Annotated in this window: 15 protein-coding genes; 11 read left to right on the top strand and 4 right to left on the bottom strand. The window is 52.7% G+C overall.

Annotation, left to right across the window (positions count from 1 at the left end; genetic code table 11):
- Positions 1 to 153: 153 nt before the first annotated feature.
- The 5 genes from phoB to malZ all read left to right on the top strand — a co-directional run bounded on the left by phoB (position 154) and on the right by malZ (position 7,332).
- Complete coding sequence (phoB, locus tag IB214_RS18760) at positions 154 to 843, top strand: phosphate response regulator transcription factor PhoB (protein WP_096758099.1); 690 nt, start codon at positions 154 to 156, stop codon at positions 841 to 843.
- Positions 844 to 893: 50 nt separating this feature from the next.
- On the top strand, positions 894 to 2,189 hold the full coding sequence (gene phoR, locus IB214_RS18755) for a phosphate regulon sensor histidine kinase PhoR (RefSeq protein WP_096759459.1): 1,296 nt from the start codon (positions 894 to 896) through the stop codon (positions 2,187 to 2,189).
- Positions 2,190 to 2,601: 412 nt separating this feature from the next.
- Positions 2,602 to 3,921 (top strand): branched-chain amino acid transporter carrier protein BrnQ, encoded by a 1,320-nt coding sequence (gene brnQ / locus IB214_RS18750; RefSeq protein ID WP_115259249.1) that lies wholly within the window; start codon positions 2,602 to 2,604, stop codon positions 3,919 to 3,921.
- A gap of 81 nt (positions 3,922 to 4,002) precedes the next feature.
- The gene (proY, locus tag IB214_RS18745) at positions 4,003 to 5,376 is read left to right on the top strand and encodes a proline-specific permease ProY (protein ID WP_115259248.1); all 1,374 of its coding nucleotides are present in this window, start codon (positions 4,003 to 4,005) and stop codon (positions 5,374 to 5,376) included.
- Between the two features lie 138 nt (positions 5,377 to 5,514).
- On the top strand, positions 5,515 to 7,332 hold the full coding sequence (gene malZ / locus IB214_RS18740; RefSeq protein ID WP_117342109.1) for a maltodextrin glucosidase: 1,818 nt from the start codon (positions 5,515 to 5,517) through the stop codon (positions 7,330 to 7,332).
- Between the two features lie 46 nt (positions 7,333 to 7,378).
- On the opposite strand, the gene IB214_RS18735 is transcribed toward malZ, so the two are convergent.
- Positions 7,379 to 7,981 carry a peroxiredoxin gene (locus IB214_RS18735; RefSeq protein WP_048212444.1) on the bottom strand — a complete coding sequence of 201 codons (603 nt, stop codon included), beginning with the start codon at positions 7,979 to 7,981 and terminating at the stop codon, positions 7,379 to 7,381.
- 167 nt (positions 7,982 to 8,148) lie between these two features.
- Positions 8,149 to 8,730, bottom strand: a complete 582-nt coding sequence (acpH, locus tag IB214_RS18730; RefSeq protein ID WP_096758095.1) for an ACP phosphodiesterase — start codon at positions 8,728 to 8,730, stop codon at positions 8,149 to 8,151.
- Positions 8,731 to 8,823: 93 nt separating this feature from the next.
- Here acpH and queA point away from each other — a divergent pair, with 93 nt between their 5' ends.
- From queA to secF, 5 genes are read left to right on the top strand one after another with little or no spacing between them, the layout of a single operon-like run.
- Positions 8,824 to 9,894, top strand: coding sequence for a tRNA preQ1(34) S-adenosylmethionine ribosyltransferase-isomerase QueA (gene queA, locus IB214_RS18725; protein WP_096758094.1), 1,071 nt, complete (start codon positions 8,824 to 8,826; stop codon positions 9,892 to 9,894).
- Between the two features lie 53 nt (positions 9,895 to 9,947).
- On the top strand, positions 9,948 to 11,075 hold the full coding sequence (gene tgt / locus IB214_RS18720; protein WP_117342110.1) for a tRNA guanosine(34) transglycosylase Tgt: 1,128 nt from the start codon (positions 9,948 to 9,950) through the stop codon (positions 11,073 to 11,075).
- Positions 11,076 to 11,097: 22 nt separating this feature from the next.
- A complete protein-coding gene (gene yajC, locus IB214_RS18715) occupies positions 11,098 to 11,430 on the top strand; it encodes a preprotein translocase subunit YajC (RefSeq protein WP_052283894.1) in 333 nt (110 codons plus the stop codon).
- A 27-nt stretch (positions 11,431 to 11,457) separates the two neighbouring features.
- Positions 11,458 to 13,305, top strand: a complete 1,848-nt coding sequence (secD, locus tag IB214_RS18710; protein ID WP_096758092.1) for a protein translocase subunit SecD — start codon at positions 11,458 to 11,460, stop codon at positions 13,303 to 13,305.
- A 10-nt stretch (positions 13,306 to 13,315) separates the two neighbouring features.
- Complete coding sequence (secF, locus tag IB214_RS18705; RefSeq protein ID WP_096758091.1) at positions 13,316 to 14,287, top strand: protein translocase subunit SecF; 972 nt, start codon at positions 13,316 to 13,318, stop codon at positions 14,285 to 14,287.
- A gap of 174 nt (positions 14,288 to 14,461) precedes the next feature.
- Here secF and IB214_RS18700 read toward each other — a convergent pair whose 3' ends face one another.
- Together IB214_RS18700 and IB214_RS18695 are read right to left on the bottom strand one after the other, a co-directional pair.
- Positions 14,462 to 15,340: a nucleoside-specific channel-forming protein Tsx gene (locus IB214_RS18700; RefSeq protein WP_115259246.1), complete on the bottom strand. Its 879-nt coding sequence runs from the start codon at positions 15,338 to 15,340 to the stop codon at positions 14,462 to 14,464.
- Positions 15,341 to 15,638: 298 nt separating this feature from the next.
- Positions 15,639 to 16,178 carry a DUF3251 domain-containing protein gene (locus IB214_RS18695; protein ID WP_117342111.1) on the bottom strand — a complete coding sequence of 180 codons (540 nt, stop codon included), beginning with the start codon at positions 16,176 to 16,178 and terminating at the stop codon, positions 15,639 to 15,641.
- A 154-nt stretch (positions 16,179 to 16,332) separates the two neighbouring features.
- On the opposite strand from IB214_RS18695, the gene nrdR reads away from it, so the two are divergent.
- Positions 16,333 to 16,782 carry a transcriptional regulator NrdR gene (gene nrdR, locus IB214_RS18690; protein ID WP_096758088.1) on the top strand — a complete coding sequence of 150 codons (450 nt, stop codon included), beginning with the start codon at positions 16,333 to 16,335 and terminating at the stop codon, positions 16,780 to 16,782.
- Position 16,783: the final 1 nt, after the last annotated feature.

Genomic DNA, 16,783 nt, shown 5'->3' with positions numbered 1-16,783 from the left:
CCTTGCAATGGCGTGAATATCTTGTTTCCGGGCTGTCATAATTCAACAACATTGGTTAAGCCTGGACTATCTTTTTCATAAATCTGTCATAAATCTGACGCATAATGGCGGCGTATAGAGGGTATGAACGATTAAATTAAAACAGGGCAAATCATGGCGAGACGTATTCTGGTCGTAGAAGATGAAGCTCCAATTCGTGAAATGGTCTGCTTCGTGCTCGAGCAAAACGGGTTCCAACCTGTAGAAGCCGAAGACTATGACAGTGCGGTGAATCAACTCAATGAACCCTGGCCGGATCTTATCCTGCTTGACTGGATGCTTCCCGGTGGCTCGGGGTTACAGTTCATTAAACACCTCAAACGTGAAGCGATGACGCGGGACATCCCGGTGATGATGCTGACGGCAAGAGGTGATGAAGAAGATCGCGTACGTGGGCTGGAAACCGGTGCGGATGACTATATCACCAAGCCGTTTTCGCCGAAGGAGCTGGTGGCGCGCATTAAAGCCGTACTGCGTCGTATTTCACCAATGGCGGTTGAAGAAGTTATTGAGATGCAGGGGCTGAGCCTTGATCCCACCTCGCATCGTGTAATGACCGGCGAAGAACCGCTGGATATGGGGCCAACTGAGTTCAAACTGCTGCATTTCTTTATGACTCATCCTGAGCGCGTCTACAGCCGCGAACAACTACTTAATCATGTCTGGGGCACCAACGTGTACGTAGAAGACCGGACGGTTGACGTGCATATCCGCCGCTTGCGTAAGGCGCTGGAGCACAGCGGCCACGATCGCATGGTGCAGACGGTACGCGGAACGGGATACCGTTTTTCAACCCGCTTCTGACCGGCACGGAAAATAGCCCATTAGATCAAGTTGTATAGGGAGTGCGACGTTTGCTGGAACGATTGTCATGGAAAAGGCTGGTACTGGAGCTGATACTTTGCTGCATTCCGGCTTTTATCCTTAGTGCTTTTTTCGGTTATCTGCCGTGGTTTTTACTGGCATCGGTAACGGGTCTGCTTATCTGGCATTTCTGGAATTTACTGCGTTTGTCCTGGTGGCTGTGGGTCGACAGGAGTATGACGCCTCCGCCGGGGCGGGGCAGTTGGGAACCGCTGCTTTACGGCCTGCATCAAATGCAACTGCGTAACAAAAAACGCCGCCGCGAACTGGGTAATCTGATTAAGCGTTTTCGCAGCGGGGCTGAATCGCTGCCTGATGCGGTGGTACTGACCACCGAAGAGGGTGGGATTTTCTGGTGTAACGGCCTGGCACAGCAGGTTCTGGGACTGCGTTGGCCGGACGATAGTGGGCAAAATATTCTTAACCTGCTTCGCTACCCGGAATTTACCTCATACCTGAAAACGCGCGACTTTAGTCGGCCAATTAATTTGGTACTTAATACCGGGCGGCATCTGGAAATTAGGGTGATGCCGTATACCGACAAGCAGTTGCTGATGGTGGCGCGCGATGTCACGCAGATGCACCAACTGGAAGGCGCGCGGCGTAATTTCTTTGCCAACGCCAGCCACGAGTTGCGTACGCCGCTGACGGTGCTGCAAGGTTATCTGGAGATGATGCAGGAGCATCCCCTGGAAGGGGCAACGCGAGAGAAAGCGCTGGATACCATGCGTGAGCAAACGCAGCGTATGGAAGGGCTGGTGAAACAGCTGCTGACGCTATCGAAAATAGAAGCCGCACCGACACTGCCGCAGAATGAAAAAGTGGATGTGCCGATGATACTGCGCGTGGCTGAGCACGAAGCACAAACGCTGAGCCAGAATAAACACACGTTTACCTTCGACGTGGATAATCGCCTGAGCGTGATGGGTAACGAGGAGCAACTGCGTAGCGCAATCTCGAATCTTATCTATAACGCGGTGAACCATACGCCGGCGGGAACGCACATCACCGTGCGCTGGCAGCGGGCGACGGCGGGAGCCGAGTTCAGCGTCGAAGATAATGGGCCAGGGATTGCGCCTGAGCACATTCCTCGTTTGACCGAGCGTTTCTACCGCGTGGATAAAGCGCGATCGCGGCAAACGGGCGGTAGCGGGCTGGGGCTGGCTATTGTGAAGCATGCTTTAAATCATCACGACAGCCGATTGAATATCGAGAGTACGCCGGGCAAAGGGACGCGGTTTAGCTTTGTGCTAGCGGAACGTTTACTTGCCAAAAGTAACGATTGAGGCGTATCCGTAAGATTATCTTTCCAAAAGCCAGCGAAAGCTGGCTTTTTTACGCGGGTCAATACAGTCATCCTGAATTTTACGACGTCTGATTGTTTTTTGTTCGCATTATTACCCATACCTTTTTCCCGGAAATGGTGTTTTGTTCTAACTGGATTTTTCATATCGCTATATTGTTCTGGTTTTTAGATCCCACCTTGCTTTAAAACGTTATAAGCGTTTAAATTGCGCACCATGTGCTGTCATACCGACTGCATTTACGCGGTAAATCGAAAAACTATTCTTCGCCGCGCCCGGCTGGGAGAATTTCCCGCTGGAATTGATTAAAAATGCCGCTGTATCGTCCCAAAAGGGAAGGGCAAAAATTTAACCTTTACAACACCACATTCACATCCACAGGCTGTAAGACTTTATGACCCATCAGTTAAAATCGCGCGATATCATCGCACTGGGATTTATGACATTTGCACTGTTTGTAGGTGCAGGTAACATTATTTTCCCCCCAATGGTTGGTTTGCAGGCCGGCGAACACGTCTGGACTGCGGCTTTTGGCTTTCTGATTACCGCTGTTGGCCTGCCGGTGCTCACCGTTGTGGCGCTGGCGAAAGTCGGCGGTGGTGTAGACAGCCTCAGCACTCCGATCGGCAAAGTGGCCGGTTTAGTACTGGCTACCGTCTGTTATCTGGCCGTTGGGCCGTTATTTGCAACGCCGCGTACCGCAACGGTCTCCTTTGAAGTGGGGATTGCCCCGCTGACAGGTGACTCCGCGCTGCCGCTGTTTATCTACAGCGTGGTCTATTTCGCGATTGTCATCCTGGTGTCGCTCTATCCGGGCAAACTGCTGGATACCGTGGGGAATTTCCTCGCGCCGCTGAAAATTCTGGCGCTGGTTGTGCTGTCTGTTGCTGCGATTATCTGGCCTGCCGGTCCGATCAGCAATGCCATGGAAGCCTATCAAACTGCGGCGTTTTCCAACGGCTTCGTGAACGGCTATCTGACGATGGATACGCTGGGGGCGATGGTCTTTGGTATTGTTATCGTGAACGCCGCGCGTTCGCGTGGCGTTACTGAAGCACGTCTACTGACACGTTATACCGTCTGGGCAGGTTTGATGGCTGGTGTCGGCTTAACGCTGCTGTACCTCGCCTTGTTCCGTCTGGGTTCAGACAGCGCGATTCTGGTCGATCAGTCTGCTAACGGCGCGGCAATTCTGCATGCGTATGTTCAGCACACCTTCGGCGGTGCAGGTAGCCTGCTGCTGGCCGCGTTGATTTTCATCGCTTGCCTGGTGACGGCGGTTGGCCTGACCTGTGCGTGTGCTGAGTTCTTTGCGCAGTACATTCCACTGTCTTACCGTACGCTGGTGTTTATCCTTGGCGGCTTCTCGATGGTGGTGTCAAACCTCGGCCTGAGCCACCTGATTCAGATCTCGATTCCGGTCCTGACGGCTATCTATCCGCCCTGTATCGCACTGGTTGTATTAAGCTTTACCCGCTCATGGTGGCATAATTCTTCCCGCGTCATTGCACCTGCGATGTTTATCAGCCTGATTTTTGGTATCCTTGATGGCATTAAAGCTTCTGCAATTGGCGACGTGTTACCAGCCTGGACCCAGCGTTTACCGCTGGCAGAGCAAGGTCTGGCGTGGTTGATGCCAACAGTCGTGATGGTGGTCCTGGCCGTAATTTGGGACCGCGCAGCAGGTCGACAAGTGACCTCCAGCGCACACTAATATCACTGACAATAAGTTTTAACCACGGGGCTATTAATATGGCCCCGTGGTTTTTTTATTGTGTTAACAGGTTAGGAATCGATGGAAAGTAATAACAAGCTAAAGCGTGGGCTGAGCACCCGGCACATCCGCTTTATGGCATTAGGTTCGGCAATTGGTACCGGGCTGTTCTATGGCTCAGCCGATGCCATCAAAATGGCAGGGCCGAGCGTGTTGTTGGCCTATATTATCGGCGGCGCGGCGGCGTACATTATCATGCGCGCGCTGGGCGAAATGTCCGTTCATAACCCAGCAGCCAGCTCGTTTTCGCGCTATGCGCAGGAAAACCTCGGACCGTTGGCAGGCTACATTACCGGCTGGACCTACTGTTTTGAAATCCTGATTGTCGCTATTGCCGACGTGACCGCCTTCGGTATTTATATGGGCGTCTGGTTCCCGGCGGTGCCGCACTGGATTTGGGTTCTGAGCGTAGTGCTGATTATCTGCGCCATCAACCTGATGAGTGTGAAGGTGTTTGGCGAACTGGAGTTCTGGTTCTCATTCTTTAAGGTCGCCACCATCATCATTATGATTGTCGCCGGTTTTGGCATCATCATTTGGGGGATCGGCAACGGTGGGCAACCAACCGGCATCCATAACCTGTGGAGCAACGGTGGGTTCTTCAGTAACGGCTGGTTGGGCATGATTATGTCGCTGCAAATGGTGATGTTTGCCTATGGTGGCATTGAAATCATCGGCATTACTGCCGGTGAAGCGAAGAACCCGCAGGAGTCGATCCCGCGTGCAATTAACTCCGTGCCGATGCGAATCCTCGTGTTTTACGTGGGCACGCTGTTCGTCATTATGTCTATTTACCCATGGAATCAGGTGGGCACCGACGGGAGTCCTTTTGTTCTGACGTTCCAGCATATGGGCATTACCTTTGCGGCAGGTATCCTTAACTTTGTGGTGCTGACCGCCTCGCTGTCGGCGATCAACTCTGATGTCTTTGGCGTGGGCCGTATGCTGCACGGTATGGCGGAGCAGGGAAGTGCACCGAAAATGTTCGCCAAAACCTCGCGTCGCGGCGTGCCGTGGGTGACGGTGATGGTGATGACCATTGCCCTGCTGTTTGCGGTGTATCTCAACTACATCATGCCGGAGAACATCTTCCTGGTGATCGCCTCGTTGGCGACGTTTGCCACGGTGTGGGTATGGATCATGATCCTGCTGTCGCAGATTGCCTTCCGCCGTCGTCTGCCGCCGGAAGAGGTCAAAGCACTGACGTTTAAAGTACCGGGCGGTGTGGTTACGACGGTGATTGGCCTGATTTTCCTGGTCTTTATTATCGGGCTTATTGGCTACCATCCGGATACCCGTATTTCACTGTACGTTGGTTTTGCGTGGATTGCCCTGCTGCTGGTGGGGTGGGTGTTCAAACGCCGCCGTGAGCGTCAACCGGCTGAAGCACAGTAATTTTTTTGCCGGGTAAGGCTTGCGCCTCCCGGCATTTTCTCCTCCCCCGAACTCCTCCCCCAATAAACGTTAAGATGATGAGTGATCCTTAACTTTCCTATGGCAAGGTGACTTCATTTTCATCAAAGGGGATACGTGATGTTGAACGCCTGGCACCTTCCGGTTGCCCCATTTGTTAAGCAAAACAACGATAAACTGACGATTACGCTCTGGCTGGCAGGGGACAATCCACCCCAGCGGGTCACGTTACGCGCAGAAAATGATAACGAAGAGATCTCGCTCGGCATGCATAAGCAGCGCAGCCAGCCGCAGCCTGGCGTGACCGCGTGGCGCGCGGCAATCGATCTCTCCTGCGGCCAGCCTCGTCGACGCTATAGCTTTAAGCTGCTGTGGCTCGATCGCCAGCTGTGGTTTACCCCGCAAGGGTTCAGCCGATTTCCGCCCGCGCGGCTGGAACAGTTTGCTGTGGATGTGCCAGACAATGGTCCGCAATGGGTGGCCGACCAGGTTTTCTATCAGATTTTCCCGGACCGCTTTGCCCGCGGTCAGTCGCGCGATACAGAACAGGATAACGTCTATTACCACCACGCGGCCGGGCACGATATTGTGCAGCGTGACTGGGATGAACCGCTGAACGCACAGGCCGGAGGCTCGACGTTCTATGGTGGTGATTTGGACGGGATCAGCGAGAAGCTGCCGTACCTGAAAAGCTTAGGGGTAACAGCACTGTATCTGAACCCGGTGTTTACCGCACCGAGCGTGCATAAATACGATACCGAAGATTATCGCCATGTTGACCCCCAGTTTGGTGGCGACAGGGCGCTATTACGCCTGCGGCATAACACGCAGCAACAGGGAATGCGCCTGGTGTTGGACGGCGTATTCAATCACAGTGGCGATTCGCACGCCTGGTTCGACAGGCATCATCAGGGAACAGACGGGGCGTGCCATAACCCGGACTCGCCCTGGCGCGACTGGTACCATTTCTCTGACGACGGCGTCGCATTGGACTGGCTGGGTTACGCCAGCCTGCCGAAGCTGGATTTTGCCTCGGAAAGCCTGGTGAACGAAATTTATCGCGGCGAGGACAGCATTGTCCGTCACTGGTTAAAAGCGCCGTGGAACATGGACGGCTGGCGGCTTGATGTTGTGCACATGTTGGGAGAAGCCGGTGGAGCGCGCAATAACCTGCAGCATGTGGCCGGGATCACCCAGGCGGCGAAAGAAACGCAGCCAGAAGCCTATGTGGTCGGTGAACACTTTGGCGATGCGCGCCAGTGGCTGCAGGCCGATGCCGAAGATGCCGCCATGAACTACCGTGGTTTTACCTTCCCGCTCTGGGGATTTCTCGCCAACACCGACATCTCTTACGATCCGCAGTCTATTGATGCTCAAACGTGCATGGCGTGGATGGATAACTACCGTGCGGGATTATCGCATCAGCAGCAGTTGCGTATGTTCAACCAGCTCGACAGCCACGATACCGCTCGTTTTAAATCTTTACTGGGCAAAGATGTTGCGCGCCTGCCACTGGCGGTGGTGTGGCTGTTTACGTGGCCTGGCGTGCCGTGTATTTACTACGGTGATGAAGTGGGGCTGGATGGAAATAACGATCCGTTCTGTCGTAAACCGTTCCCGTGGCAGAAGGATCAACAGGACGGCGAACTGTTGGCGCTGTACCAGCGGTTGGCGAAATTACGTCATCGTAGCAAGGCGCTACGCCACGGCGGCTGTCAGGTAATTTACGCCGAAGATAACGTGGTGGTATTTGTCCGGGTACTTAACCAGCAGCGCGTACTGGTGGCGATTAACCGGGGACACGCCTGTGAAGTGGTGCTGCCGTCGTCGCCGTTGCTCAATGTCGCGCAGTGGCGGCACGAAGAGGGCAAAGGCCAGACTATGGGCGATGTACTGACGTTGCCTGCAATCTCAGCGTCGGTGTGGTCGGGTCATTGAGATAAAAAAAGGCCCGCATTTGCGGGCCTTGTTCAATTCATGCCAATTACAGGCTGGAGACGTTTTCGGTCAGGTATTTTGCCACGCCGTCCGGAGACGCGTTCATACCTTCTTTACCTTTTTCCCACTGTGCAGGGCAAACGTCACCGTGCTCTTCGTGGAACTGCAGCGCGTCAACCATACGCAGCATTTCGTCGATGTTACGACCCAGCGGCAGATCGTTAACCACCTGGTGGCGAACAACGCCGTTCGCGTCGATCAGGAAAGAACCGCGCAGAGCAACGCCCGCTTCCGGGTGCTCGATACCGTAAGCTTTCTGGATTTCGCGCTTGATGTCAGCAACCATTGCGTATTTCACTGCACCGATGCCGCCTTTGTCGACAGGGGTGTTACGCCATGCGTTATGGACAAATTCAGAGTCAAAAGAAACGCCAACCACTTCAACGCCGCGCTTCTGGAATTCTTCGTAACGTTTGTCGAACGCGATCAGTTCAGACGGGCAAACGAAGGTGAAGTCCATCGGCCAGAAGAACAGAACGGTGGTTTTACCGTTGGTATGCTGTTTGAAGTTGAAGTTATCAACAATCTCACCGCTACCCAGTACCGCAGCTGCTGTGAAATCCGGAGCCTGACGAGTTACCAGTACCATATAATTCTCCTGCAAAGTTAAGGGTTTTTTGGAACGCAACGCGGGCCAGTATAGAGAGTGTTCGGGAATAAGACAAAGAGGCGCTGACAATCAATGAGACAGGTTTTGGCTATCAATGTTTTGCCGGATGGTGGCGTCACCTTATTCGGCCCAGTGCTGTCGGGCGATCAAAGTGCTTTACGGCGGGCCTGTTCCATCATCTGCGGATAAAAACGCCAGAAGCGTTCTTCCAGCGCGTCGTAATGTCTGTCCAGGTCATACCACGAGTCGCGCAGGGCATCGAGACGCGGGCGGCGGCTGGCCATGCCATTGAGCACATCCTGGATAAAATCCATATCCTGATAGCGCTCCAGCCATTTCTCTGACCACATGTAATTGTTCAGATTGACAAAGCGCGGCGGCGATTCAGGCAAGATTGTGGCAACCTGAGTATGGGCGTAGCGGACAAAGGCTGCTAATGGGAAGTCGGGCGAGATTTCTGCCCAGTGGCGCGATAAAAAGTGATCCCACATCACGTCGAGCGTAATCGGCGCGACGCGGCGCGTTTCGCTGCGAAACCACTCTTTAGCTTCACGGACTTCCGGCAGGTTGTCGGTCATGACGTCGATTCGACGATGCATGAAAATGCCGTCCACCACCTCAGGCGCAAAACTGGATGCCGGGTTTCCGCGAACAAAATCCGCCAGCAGGTTGCCGGAGAGTGAACTGTCGGCTAAATGCGCCAGATGTAAATGTGCAAGAAAATTCATTATCGATTATCTGTCCAAAAGCGGGGTAAAGGTTGCAGGGAAAGCGCCCCGGCACTAGACTACCCGCCTCTTATTTTAGTCTGAGTCAGTGTCATGCGCGTTACCGATTTCACCTTTGAACTTCCTGAATCCCTGATTGCCCACTATCCGCAAGCAGAGCGCAGTAGCTGCCGCTTGCTGTCACTGGATGGGCCAACGGGCGCGCTGACGCACGGTACTTTCACCGATTTGCTCGACAAGCTCAACCCCGGAGATCTTCTGGTCTTTAACAATACCCGCGTGATCCCGGCCCGCCTGTTTGGGCGTAAAGCCAGCGGCGGCAAGATTGAAGTGCTGGTTGAGCGCATGCTCGATGACAAACGTATTCTGGCTCATATTCGCGCATCCAAAGCGCCGAAGCCGGGTGCTGAGCTGTTGCTGGGCGATGATGAAAGCATTAAAGCGACGATGGTTGCGCGCCATGATGCGCTGTTTGAAGTGGCGTTTGACGACGAACGCAGCGTACTGGATATCCTCAACGCCATCGGCCATATGCCGCTGCCGCCGTATATCGACCGCCCGGATGAAGACGCCGACCGTGAACTGTACCAGACCGTATACAGCGAAAAACCTGGCGCCGTGGCGGCACCGACAGCGGGTCTGCACTTTGACGATCCGTTACTGGCAAAACTGCGTGAAAAGGGCATTGAGATGGCGTTTGTGACGCTGCACGTTGGGGCGGGGACGTTCCAGCCGGTGCGCGTAGACACCATTGAAGATCACATCATGCATTCCGAATATGCGGAAGTTCCGCAGGACGTGGTCGACGCGGTACTGGCGGCGAAAGCGCGCGGTAATCGCGTGATCGCGGTAGGGACGACCTCAGTTCGTTCGCTGGAAAGCGCGGCTCAGGCGGCGAAAAATGATCTGATTGAACCGTTCTTCGGGGATACGCAAATCTTTATCTACCCGGGCTATCAGTACAACGTCATCGATGCGCTGGTAACCAACTTCCATCTCCCTGAATCGACATTGATTATGTTGGTTTCGGCGTTTGCAGGTTATAAAAACACCATGAACGCCTATCATGAAGCGGTTAAAGCGGAATATCGCTTTTTTAGTTACGGTGATGCGATGTTTATCACGTACAATCCGCAGGCTATTTCTGAGCGTGTCGGGGAGTAAGTTCCCGGCATGAGTATTTTACGTCGGACTGTTTTTCTGACGCAGGAGTTAAGATGAAATTTGAACTGGATACCACAGACGGTCGCGCTCGCCGCGGACGCCTTGTTTTTGATCGTGGCGTAGTGGAAACGCCTGCTTTTATGCCTGTCGGTACCTACGGTACGGTGAAAGGTATGACGCCGGAAGAAGTTGAAGCGACCGGCGCACAAATTATTCTCGGCAACACGTTCCACCTGTGGCTGCGCCCTGGGCAGGAAATCATGAAGCTGCATGGCGATTTGCATGACTTCATGCAGTGGAAAGGACCGATCCTCACCGATTCTGGCGGTTTCCAGGTATTCAGCCTGGGCGATATCCGTAAGATTACCGAGCAGGGTGTACATTTCCGCAACCCGATCAACGGCGATCCGATTTTCCTCGATCCTGAGAAATCGATGGAGATTCAATACGATCTCGGTTCCGATATCGTGATGATTTTCGACGAATGTACACCGTACCCGGCTGACTGGGACTATGCTAAACGCTCGATGGAGATGTCATTGCGTTGGGCACAGCGTAGCCGTGACCGTTTTGATAGCCTCGGCAACAAAAATGCGCTTTTTGGCATCATTCAGGGCAGCGTTTACGAAGATTTACGTGATATCTCTGTTAAAGGTCTGGTAGATATAGGCTTTGATGGCTACGCTGTCGGCGGTTTGGCTGTGGGTGAACCGAAAGAAGACATGCACCGTATTCTGGAACATGTTTGCCCACAAATTCCGGCAGATAAACCTCGTTACCTGATGGGCGTCGGCAAACCAGAAGATCTGGTTGAAGGCGTGCGTCGTGGTATCGATATGTTTGACTGTGTGATGCCAACGCGAAATGCCCGTAATGGCCATTTGTTTGTGACTGACGGCGTGGTAAAAATTCGTAACGCGAAACATAAAAGCGACACCAGTCCACTCGACGCTGAGTGCGATTGTTACACCTGTCGCAATTATTCACGCGCTTACTTGCATCATCTTGACCGTTGCAACGAAATATTGGGCGCGCGACTCAATACCATTCATAACCTTCGCTACTACCAGCGCTTGATGGCGGGTTTACGCAAGGCTATTGAAGAGGGTAAATTAGAGAGCTTCGTAACCGATTTTTACCAACGTCAGGGTCGACCTGTTCCACCTGTGAACGTTTATTAATTTTAATAATGAGGGAATTTGAATGAGCTTTTTTATTTCTGATGCGGTAGCGGCAACAGGTGCTCCGGCGCAGGGCAGCCCGATGTCTCTGATTCTGATGCTGGTGGTGTTTGGTCTGATTTTCTACTTCATGATCCTGCGTCCACAGCAAAAGCGTACCAAAGAGCATAAAAATCTGATGAGCTCCATTGCCAAAGGTGATGAAGTCCTGACGAACGGTGGCCTGGTCGGTCGTGTGACCAAAGTAGCGGAAACTGGCTACATCTCTATCGCACTGAACGACACCACTGAAGTGGTTATCAAACGTGACTTCGTAGCTGCCGTTCTGCCGAAAGGCACCATGAAGGCGCTGTAATATTCCGTTTTCCCAAAGGGAACTGCCGTGTTAAACCGTTATCCTTTGTGGAAGTACATCATGCTGGTCGTCGTGATTATCGTCGGCCTGCTTTACGCACTTCCCAACCTGTATGGTGAGGATCCGGCTGTTCAAATCACTGGCGTGCGCGGTGCCGCCGCCAGTGAGCAAACGCTGATCCAGGTCCAGAAAACGTTACAAGAAGAAAAAATCACACCTAAGTCTGTGGCTCTGGAAGAGGGCGCTATTCTTGCGCGCTTCGACTCCACCGATACCCAATTGCGCGCACGTGAAGTGCTGCTGGGCGTGCTGGGTGATCAATACGTCGTGGCGCTTAACCTTGCTCCGGCAACCCCTCGCTGGCTGGCTGCTATTCACGCGGAACCGATGAAACTCGGTCTTGATCTGCGTGGTGGCGTTCACTTCCTGATGGAAGTGGATATGGACACCGCGCTGGGTAAACTGCAGGAACAAAATATCGATAGCCTGCGCAGCGATCTGCGTGAAAAAGGCATTCCTTATACTACCGTTCGTAAAGAAGATAACTACGGTCTGAGCATCACCTTCCGTGATGGCAAGGCGCGTGACGACGCGATCTCTTATCTGAGCAAGCGTCATCAGGATCTGGTTATTTCCAGCCAGGGCAGCAATGCGCTGCGTGCAGTGATGACCGATGCACGTCTGAGTGAAGCCCGTGAGTACGCGGTACAGCAGAACATCAATATTCTGCGTAATCGTGTTAACCAGCTGGGTGTCGCTGAGCCGGTTGTTCAACGCCAGGGCGCCGACCGCATCGTGGTCGAACTGCCGGGTATTCAGGACACCGCGCGTGCGAAAGAGATTCTGGGCGCAACGGCGACGCTGGAGTTCCGTCTGGTAAACACCAACGTGGACCAGTCTGCGGCGGCATCCGGGCGCGTACCGGGTGACTCGGAAGTGAAACAGTCTCGTGAAGGACAGCCGGTTGTGCTGTATAAACGCGTGATCCTGACCGGTGACCATATCACCGATTCCACTTCCAGCCAGGACGAATACAATCAGCCGCAGGTTAACATCTCGCTGGATAGCGCGGGTGGTAACATCATGTCTAACTTCACCAAGGATAACATCGGTAAGCCGATGGCGACCCTGTTCGTGGAGTACAAAGACAGCGGTAAAAAAGATGCGAATGGCCGTTCAGTGCTGGTGAAACAGGAAGAGGTGATTAACATCGCCAACATCCAGTCTCGCTTGGGCAACAGCTTCCGTATCACCGGTATCAACAACCCGAATGAAGCGCGTCAGCTTTCACTGCTGCTACGTGCCGGTGCGTTGATTGCGCCGATTCAGATTGTTGAAGAACGCACCATCGGCCCGACTCTGGGTATGCAGAACATCAAGCAGGGTCTGGAAGCGTGTCTGGCTGGTCTGGCTGTTTCTATTCTGTTTATGATCTTCTTCTACAAGAAGTTTGGTTTGATTGCGACCAGCGCACTGATTGCGAACCTGGTACTGATTGTCGGTATCATGTCGCTGCTGCCGGGCGCTACGCTAAGTATGCCGGGTATCGCGGGGATCGTCTTAACCCTTGCCGTAGCGGTCGATGCGAACGTACTGATCAACGAACGTATCAAAGAAGAGTTGAGTAACGGACGTTCGATTCAGCAGGCGATCAACGAAGGTTATGCGGGCGCATTCAGTTCCATCTTCGATGCGAACATCACGACGCTGATTAAAGTTCTGATCCTGTATGCAGTCGGTACCGGGGCAATTAAAGGGTTCGCGATTACTACCGGTATTGGTGTGGCGACGTCGATGTTTACCGCGATCGTCGGGACACGTGCCATCGTAAACCTGTTGTATGGCGGCAAGCGCGTCAAAAAGCTGTCAATCTGAGGAGTGCGAAGTGGCACAGGAATATACTGTTGAACAATTGAATCACGGCCGTAAAGTCATCGACTTTATGCGCTGGGACTACTGGGCTTTCGGCATCTCTGGTTTCCTGCTGATTGCGGCCATCGTGGTGATGGGCGTACGTGGCTTTAACTGGGGGCTCGATTTCACCGGTGGTACGGTAATTGAAATCACGCTGGAAAAACCGGCGGAAATGGACGTGATGCGCGATGCGCTGGAGAAAGCGGGCTTCGTCGAGCCGCTGCTGCAGAACTTCGGTAGCAGCCACGACATTATGGTACGTATGCCGCCAACCGAAGGTGAAAACGGTGGGCAAGTGCTGGGTAGCAAGGTGCTGAGCGTCATTAACGAAGCCACCAACCAGCATGCAGCGGTGAAGCGTATCGAATTCGTCGGGCCTAGCGTCGGTGCCGATCTGGCACAAAACGGTGCGATGGCGCTGATCGTGGCGCTGATCTCCATCCTCGTGTACGTCGGTTTCCGCTTTGAGTGGCGACTGGCGGCGGGCGTGGTTATCTCGCTGGCGCACGACGTGATCATCACGCTTGGGATCCTGTCGTTGTTCCATATCGAGATTGACCTGACTATCGTCGCATCGTTGATGTCGGTTATCGGTTACTCGCTAAACGACAGCATCGTGGTTTCTGACCGTATTCGTGAGAACTTCCGCAAAATCCGTCGCGGGACGCCTTATGAAATCTTTAACGTGTCGTTGACCCAAACGCTGCACCGTACGTTGATTACCTCCGGTACAACGTTAGTGGTTATTCTGATGCTGTACCTCTTTGGTGGTCCGGTACTGGAAGGCTTCTCGCTGACTATGCTTATCGGTGTGTCCATCGGTACCGCGTCGTCTATCTACGTGGCATCGGCACTGGCGCTGAAGCTGGGTATGAAGCGTGAGCACATGCTGCAGCAGAAAGTTGAGAAAGAAGGGGCGGATCAGCCGTCTATTCTGCCTTAACCGACGCAGGGCGTTACACTGGAATCCCGATCGCAAGGTCGGGATTTTTTTGCCTGAAGAAAGCCTACAAATTGTCTATGGGTTTTCTTTAGACAAAAAAACCAGCAATTAAGCTGGCTTTTGTATACCTGGGCCGGATAAGCATAGCGCCATCCGGCGACAACCAACCTCAATTTAGAAGTTGTAACCTACAACAAAGTAACCACCCCAACCGGTAGAACGAACGTTTTCGTTCATAAAGACCACGTCCGCGTTATCTTTCCACTGGCCGCCGTTGTGCCAGTAACGGGCAACAACAGAATAGTGCCAATGATCGTAGTTCAGCGCCAGAATGTGGCTGGAGGCGATCGAATCGTTGGTACGTGCTTTCTTGCCATTTACATCGGTGAAGTCTTTGTCACCGAGATCGGAGCCCCAGTCAAAGTTGGTGAAGCCGATATAGCTCAGGTTACCGCCCCACAGTTCGGTAATCGGGACAAAGTATTTCACTTTGAAACGGTAGCCATCCCATTCGTTTTCGTTCGCGGCACCGTAGTTCTGCCACTGGTACTTGGCGTACACGTTCATGGACAGGCTCATCGGCAGGCCGGTGTCGATATCAGTACCCAGACCCATATACCAGGTGCTCTGGCGACCATCTTTGTTACGACCCATATCGTAGATATAGTTGTTCGCGAAATACCACTCTTTGAACGGACCAAAGCTCAGATCGGCACCGGTCAATTTGTCGATGGAGAAACGTGGTTCGATTTCCATAAACAGCGGGGAGCCGTGGTTCCAGATACCCTTCGCATCGGTGTTACCACCGAAGAATACCGGCGCATCCATGTAACCATAGAAGTCAAACCAGTCTTTTTTAGCGAAAGCTTCATATTCCAGGTAGGTATCGTTACGGATCTGCGGTCCGAAACGGGTGTGGTAGCTGCCGACAACGTTAACGCTCTGGTGCCACCAGTCGGACAGGTATTCCGGTTTGTTGTTTTCTGCTGCATTAGCAGTGAAAGACGAGGAGAGCGCCAGCACTGCACCGGCTGCAAGTAATGTTTTTTTCATATGTATGCCACTGTTTGAAATCCCTTTCGGGAGTGAAAAAGGCGCAATTTGCGTTTCTAAATATTTCGTAATTCTTCGGAGCCTATTATAAAAATCATTGTTCACAAAAATATGTCTTGTTTCACAGTTCTATCATTTACGTAATCGATTGCGTTCTCGTTTGCGTACTTTAGGCGGCGAATTGTACTGACTCCCATGAATGTTGCCAAGTTTTACTAAAAATATCGGTGATGTCAGCGGAGTAACAAAATGACGGGGATGGGTGTTGCGGAACGCACAAAACGCTCCGCAAAAAAGTTTATTGGGTCACAGGCTGGATGTCATGGATGCGTACAAAGCCGAGTTGGTCAAGTGACAGGCCATTGAGCTGCAGCGGAATGTCTACGTCACTGGGGGCAAGAAGGCTTGCCGGAGCGTTGATCAATTCATTCTTAACGTTCACTTCCTGATAGTTGTCCGTGGTGCCCTGGATTTGCCCGTACTCTACGGTGGCGCTAAATGCCGGTAACGGTGTGTTGGATTCTCCCTGAATGCGCAGCGTCAGGCGCGTACCGTCCGCATTCGGTGCAATATTGACCAGTGACATGCGGAGCGTACCAATCTGGCTGTTCAGGCGGGCGGGGGTTTTCGAACCCGGTAATAAATAGACGCCGCGGGTGGATTTCGCATTCAACATATTTTGTTGCGTTATTTTTACCGTTTCCTGATTGAGCTGGGTCATCTCTTTGCTCAAGGTACTTACGCTTTGATGCATCTGTCGTACTTCAGCTTGCTGTGCGCAGGCATTAAGACTAAAGAGGCTTCCCACCAGGAGAATTCTTAGGTAACGTCTTGTCATTATGATTACTTCCTACATTGTCGCGATAGCATAATGGTAGTGTGCTCAGAGCACGAAGGCATCGATCCTTTGTCTCAAAAGCGCTCTGCCTTTGTTGTCGCGCCAGTTCAGGGTAAAATAGATCTCTATGAACCACTGAGGTACAGGACGCCGTATGCATTGCCCATTCTGTTTCGCCGTAGACACAAAGGTAATTGACTCTCGTCTTGTCGGCGAGGGCTCTTCAGTACGCCGCCGTCGGCAGTGTCTGGTCTGTAACGAACGTTTTACCACTTTTGAAGTGGCAGAACTGGTTATGCCACGCGTTGTAAAAAGCAACGACGTGCGCGAGCCTTTTAATGAAGAGAAGCTGCGCAGCGGCATGCTGAGAGCGCTTGAGAAACGGCCGGTCAGCGCAGATGACGTCGAAATGGCGTTAAACCATATAAAATCACAGCTGCGTGGGACGGGCGAGCGCGAGGTGCCGAGTAAAATGATCGGTAATCTGGTGATGGAGCAACTGAAAAAGCTCGATAAAGTGGCCTACATCCGTTTTGCTTCGGTTTACCGGAGCTTTGAAGATATCAAAGAATTTGGCGAAGAGATTGCTCGCCTACAGGATTAAG

Origin of the sequence: Citrobacter sp. C1, assembly GCF_014596895.2 — a bacterium.
In the GTDB taxonomy this organism is placed as follows: domain Bacteria; phylum Pseudomonadota; class Gammaproteobacteria; order Enterobacterales; family Enterobacteriaceae; genus Citrobacter; species Citrobacter gillenii.
Note: the sequence above shows the minus strand (reverse complement) of the source record. Positions and strands in the feature narration are given on the sequence as shown.

What these genes read in the sequence shown, in the direction of transcription:
- phoB (WP_096758099.1), top strand. Translation starts at nt 154, where the DNA reads ATGGCGAGACGTATTCTGGTCGTAGAAGATGAAGCTCCAATTCGTGAA.
- brnQ (WP_115259249.1), top strand. Translation starts at nt 2,602, where the DNA reads ATGACCCATCAGTTAAAATCGCGCGATATCATCGCACTGGGATTTATG.
- proY (WP_115259248.1), top strand. Translation starts at nt 4,003, where the DNA reads ATGGAAAGTAATAACAAGCTAAAGCGTGGGCTGAGCACCCGGCACATC.
- malZ (WP_117342109.1), top strand. Translation starts at nt 5,515, where the DNA reads ATGTTGAACGCCTGGCACCTTCCGGTTGCCCCATTTGTTAAGCAAAAC.
- IB214_RS18735 (WP_048212444.1), bottom strand. Translation starts at nt 7,981, where the DNA reads ATGGTACTGGTAACTCGTCAGGCTCCGGATTTCACAGCAGCTGCGGTA.
- acpH (WP_096758095.1), bottom strand. Translation starts at nt 8,730, where the DNA reads ATGAATTTTCTTGCACATTTACATCTGGCGCATTTAGCCGACAGTTCA.
- queA (WP_096758094.1), top strand. Translation starts at nt 8,824, where the DNA reads ATGCGCGTTACCGATTTCACCTTTGAACTTCCTGAATCCCTGATTGCC.
- tgt (WP_117342110.1), top strand. Translation starts at nt 9,948, where the DNA reads ATGAAATTTGAACTGGATACCACAGACGGTCGCGCTCGCCGCGGACGC.
- yajC (WP_052283894.1), top strand. Translation starts at nt 11,098, where the DNA reads ATGAGCTTTTTTATTTCTGATGCGGTAGCGGCAACAGGTGCTCCGGCG.
- IB214_RS18700 (WP_115259246.1), bottom strand. Translation starts at nt 15,340, where the DNA reads ATGAAAAAAACATTACTTGCAGCCGGTGCAGTGCTGGCGCTCTCCTCG.
- IB214_RS18695 (WP_117342111.1), bottom strand. Translation starts at nt 16,178, where the DNA reads ATGACAAGACGTTACCTAAGAATTCTCCTGGTGGGAAGCCTCTTTAGT.
- nrdR (WP_096758088.1), top strand. Translation starts at nt 16,333, where the DNA reads ATGCATTGCCCATTCTGTTTCGCCGTAGACACAAAGGTAATTGACTCT.